The organism is uncultured Cyclobacterium sp. (assembly GCF_963976465.1).
GTDB lineage: Bacteria > Bacteroidota > Bacteroidia > Cytophagales > Cyclobacteriaceae > Cyclobacterium.
In genome coordinates, this window is sequence record NZ_CAXBOC010000481.1 from 1 (window position 1) to 4,196 (window position 4,196).

Genomic DNA, 4,196 nt, shown 5'->3' on the forward strand with positions numbered 1-4,196 from the left:
ATCTGTCCTATTCGTTCTCCCTGTGCTATGCTTTGGCCAATTTCCGCATCTAAAAAGCCCAATTGACCGTCGGCAGGTGCCCGTACATTCAAATGATCAAGGCGTTCATAAACCATGGACAATGTTTTTTCCATCCGCTCCAAATCTGTATCAAGCCCTTTTAAGGAAGTCTCCCGTAATTCATTGTCCTGCTCTGTCTGAAGTTTTACAATCTCATATTGTTTTTCAGAAAGCTCATAATTCTCCTTGGCTATAAGGTATTCTTCTCTGGAAATCAACTCCTCCTCATAGAGGGATTTATTCTGCTCGTAGTTTCTTTTAAAACGGTGTAAATTAGTGCTTGCAGTTGCTAAGGATTTCCTACCTTCCACTTGCCTGGAATCAAAGGTTAATTTTGTGGAACGAAGGTCATTCTGCTTTAAGGCCAGGTTACTTTCGCTTGCGAGAATTTGTTCATACAGACTTCGGTTTTCTAAAGTCAAAATAATGTCACCTTTTTTCACAATAGCCCCTTCTTCTATCAATTTTTCTGTCACACGACCTCCTTCATAGGCATCCATATAGATAGTTGCAATTGGAGCCACCCTGCCATTGATGGTAATGTAATCGTCAAATTTACCTTGCTGAACTTCTCCTATGGATAATTTGCCTTTTTCAGTTCGGAAAGTGGAAACAGTATTGGTAAACCACAGCTGATAGCCTGCAAAAACCAGCAGTGCTGCCAAGGCAATATATCCGTAGTGTTTGGGTCTTAAACCTCTTTTCTTTTCAAGTATAATATCCATAATGTTATTGAATGTTAAAAAGGGACAATCCCCTATAAAAATCGATGGTACTGTTATTCACTTCTAAGCGCAAGCCGACTTCCAAATTTTCATTCTGTGCTGCCGAGAATAAGTTTTTAGCACTTGTAAGTTCTAATATACTTACAAGCCCCTTCTCATACCTCTTTTGAGCAATGACAAAGGTGAGTTCCTGGGCCTTTATTTTCTGACGGCTTTGTGTGTATTCATTCCGTAAAGCTTTGTTTTCTACCACCAATTGCTGAATATCATTGTACACTTCCTGTTTTTGAATTTTCAAGTTGTTTTCTGATCTTTGAAGTTCAATTTTGCTTTGTTTTATTCGTGACCTTGTAGACCATCCCCTACTGATCGGAATATTTAAACTTAGTCCTATAGTCCTGTAGGTATTGTCCCTGATCTGATTTCTAAACTCGATCGTATTGCCTAAAGTGTCTCTGGTTGTTTGAAAATACCCGGTACCAATATTGGCAAATAGAGAAATCGAGGGATATAAATAAGCACGAGAAACATCCACTTGTTTCTTTGCGGCACTTACCCGATACTCCTGTGCTTTAAGCATGGGCAAAAAGCTTTCAGCTTGTTGGTAAATGGAGTCAGTATGAATGGATTGAAAAACCATCTCAAAACTATCTTCTTTCTTTTTACTTTCTATTGAGAAGTTTTCTCTTTCCTCCAGGTTCATAGCTGCCATCAATTCAAGTTTGGCGATGGCTAGTTTGTTTTCACTTTGGGTAAGTCCCAGTTTGTCTGACAATAAAAGGGATTCTGATTCGTATAGGTCAGCACCTGCTTTTAGACCCAATTCGATTTGTCTTTTTACCAAATCATAATTTGCCTGCGAAGCCATCACCTGTTCTTTTCCAACCGCTACCAATTCTTCAAAAAAACGAACATCGTAAAACGCACGCATCACTCGAAAAGCCAGCAGATACTTTTGTTGCAAAGTTTCCTGAAGACTCGATTCATAAATAAATCGCGAAGTTTTAATGGCATTTAATTTTAAAAACCCCTGGAACAAATCAATTGAAGAATTTAAAGAATAACTATTAGAGAAAAACTCGTTGGTGACCACATCATTTGTAAAGGGGTCGGTACTTCTACCATAATTTACATTATAACCAGTATAGGCATCTATTTGGGGAAGAAGATTTCTTATAGATTGCCTATAATTTTCATTTTCAGCTTGGGAAACATATTCAAAATCCTTTACTTCAAGGTTATGTATCAAGGCATAAGCCACGCACTCTTCCAAAGACCAGGCTTCCTGGGCATGAACCTTCAAGGTGAAAAAACTTAGTAGAAGTAGAAATGCTTTTAATTTTAGTACCATAGGTTAATATTTCTGACAAACACCTATACCAGCCACATGCCAGAAAATTCACTCCTCTGATTTACAGATACTTACATTGTTTTTGTATAAAAAATTGTGCTAGGATGTAAAATAATTGTACGTGATTTGTCAAAAATTTTGACACTTTTTAGCAGGTTGTACAACTTATTTATAGTTTTAACTTGAGTTCGAGGTTAAGAATTTTATAAAAAACGGATTAAATTGTCACTACTAAGCCTTTTTAGGGGATATTGAGGTGAGAAAGGGTGTGTCAGTCTCGCTTTGCTGAAAATTCCCACGGCTTTCACTATGTTAAGCACTCTCAAAGCCTGCAGATAACAATTTTTTGAAAAATTGGGTCGAACTCAAGTATTTAGAAACCTAAAAATTTGAAATACAGATGATCGATGCTAAAATCCTTGTGATTGATGACAACAAGAGCATGTTAAGTGCTTTGGAGATTCTATTACAGTTCGAATACAAACATGTGTCCACACTTTACAATCCCAACAAAATTCCATCTTATCCTGGTTTCGCAGATTTAGATATTGTTTTGTTGGATATGAATTTTTCTGCGGGTGTCAATTCCGGCAATGAAGGACTTTTTTGGCTCAAACAGATCAAAGATAAAGCCCCTTACATCTCTGTAATTATGATGACAGCCTACGGTTCTATAGACCTGGCTGTAAAGGCAATTAAAAATGGAGCAGTAGATTTTATTTTAAAACCCTGGAGCAATGAACGTATGCTGGCAACCGTCAGGTCGGCTCACCAGCTGCGAAAATCTCAAAAGCAAGTCATAGAACTTCAAAAGAAAGAACACAACCTTAAACAGGTAATCAATCAACACAACCATGCGATAATTGGTCAATCTGAAGCCATAAAATCAGCATTGAAACTTACAAGGAAAGTAGCCCAAACGGATGTAAATGTATTAGTAACGGGTGAAAATGGAACCGGTAAAGAGCTTATTGCAAGGGAAATACACAGGTGTTCACAAAGAAGAGGAGAAATATTTATTGGGGTGGATATGGGATCTATTTCAGAAACCCTCTTTGAAAGTGAACTATTCGGTCATATTAAAGGAGCATTTACTGATGCCAAAGAAGAAAGAACTGGAAAATTTGAAGCTGCAGATGGCGGCACCTTATTCCTGGATGAAATTGGTAACCTTTCGTTAAAAATGCAGACCAAATTGCTTTCCGCTATCCAAAACAGAACCATTGTGAAAGTTGGCTCAAATAAACCTGTTCCGGTAGATATAAGACTCCTTTGTGCTACGAACTGTGACCTGGAAAAAATGGTGAGTGATGGGCTTTTTAGGGAAGATTTAATGTACAGGATCAACACCATACATGTAGATGTCCCCCCTTTAAGAAATAGAGGAGATGACATCATGGTATTGAGTCAATATTTTTTAGAGAAATTCATGCATAAATATGGGAAGCCTGGCCTGCGTATCAATCAATCTTCAGAAGATAAACTCATGAAATACAAGTGGCCTGGAAATGTTCGTGAGTTACAACATACCATGGAAAGGGCTGTGATTCTCAGTGAAGGTAATGTGTTGAAACCATCAGACTTTTTTTTAAATTCAGCAGCCATATCCTCTTTTGATACCTTCCCTGGTTCTTTGGAAGAAATGGAAGCCTTAATGATAGAGAAAGCCTTGAAGGACTGTGAAGGAAACTATACCCTTGCTGCAGAGCGTCTTGGTATATCCCGGCAGACCTTGTACAATAAAATAAAGAAATCCAGAGATTGATGGCCAGCAGAAATTTTTATTTTCAAGTGATTACCAGGATACTAATTATTACTTTAGTTGCTTTAGGAGCTGCCTGGTTTTTAATCCGCCAATGGTTTTGGCTCAGTGGCGCAATGGTTTTAAGCATTGGTTTTCAAACTTATTATCTGATCTCCTATATAAATAAAACTAATAGAAAAATCGCTTATTTTTTTGATGCCATCAGGAATGAAGATTTCACACTTCGGTTCCCGGAGAAAGTTCCTATTTTTTCTTTTATTATGAAAGTTAAATTTGGGTTTTCTTCAGATGATAG

Annotated in this window: 3 protein-coding genes and 1 pseudogene; 2 read left to right on the forward strand and 2 right to left on the reverse strand. The window is 37.5% G+C overall.

What is annotated here, in order from left to right; translation table 11 throughout:
- Positions 1-785 (reverse strand): biotin/lipoyl-binding protein (locus tag AAC037_RS20675; protein ID WP_339905286.1); only part of this gene is annotated, 785 nt, incomplete at its 3' end.
- Positions 786-789: 4 nt separating this feature from the next.
- Positions 790-2,136, reverse strand: a complete 1,347-nt coding sequence (locus tag AAC037_RS20680) for a TolC family protein (protein ID WP_339905287.1) — start codon at positions 2,134-2,136, stop codon at positions 790-792.
- Between the two features lie 400 nt (positions 2,137-2,536).
- Between AAC037_RS20680 and AAC037_RS20685 the strand changes: the two genes are divergently transcribed.
- Both AAC037_RS20685 and AAC037_RS20690 read left to right on the forward strand, forming a co-directional pair.
- On the forward strand, positions 2,537-3,901 hold the full coding sequence (locus tag AAC037_RS20685; protein ID WP_339905288.1) for a sigma-54 dependent transcriptional regulator: 1,365 nt from the start codon (positions 2,537-2,539) through the stop codon (positions 3,899-3,901).
- Positions 3,901-4,196, forward strand: a pseudogene (locus AAC037_RS20690) (hypothetical protein); the annotation flags it as partial. The gene AAC037_RS20685 and the pseudogene AAC037_RS20690, both read left to right, overlap by 1 nt.

What these genes read in the sequence shown, in the direction of transcription:
- AAC037_RS20680 (WP_339905287.1), bottom strand. Translation starts at nt 2,136, where the DNA reads ATGGTACTAAAATTAAAAGCATTTCTACTTCTACTAAGTTTTTTCACC.
- AAC037_RS20685 (WP_339905288.1), top strand. Translation starts at nt 2,537, where the DNA reads ATGATCGATGCTAAAATCCTTGTGATTGATGACAACAAGAGCATGTTA.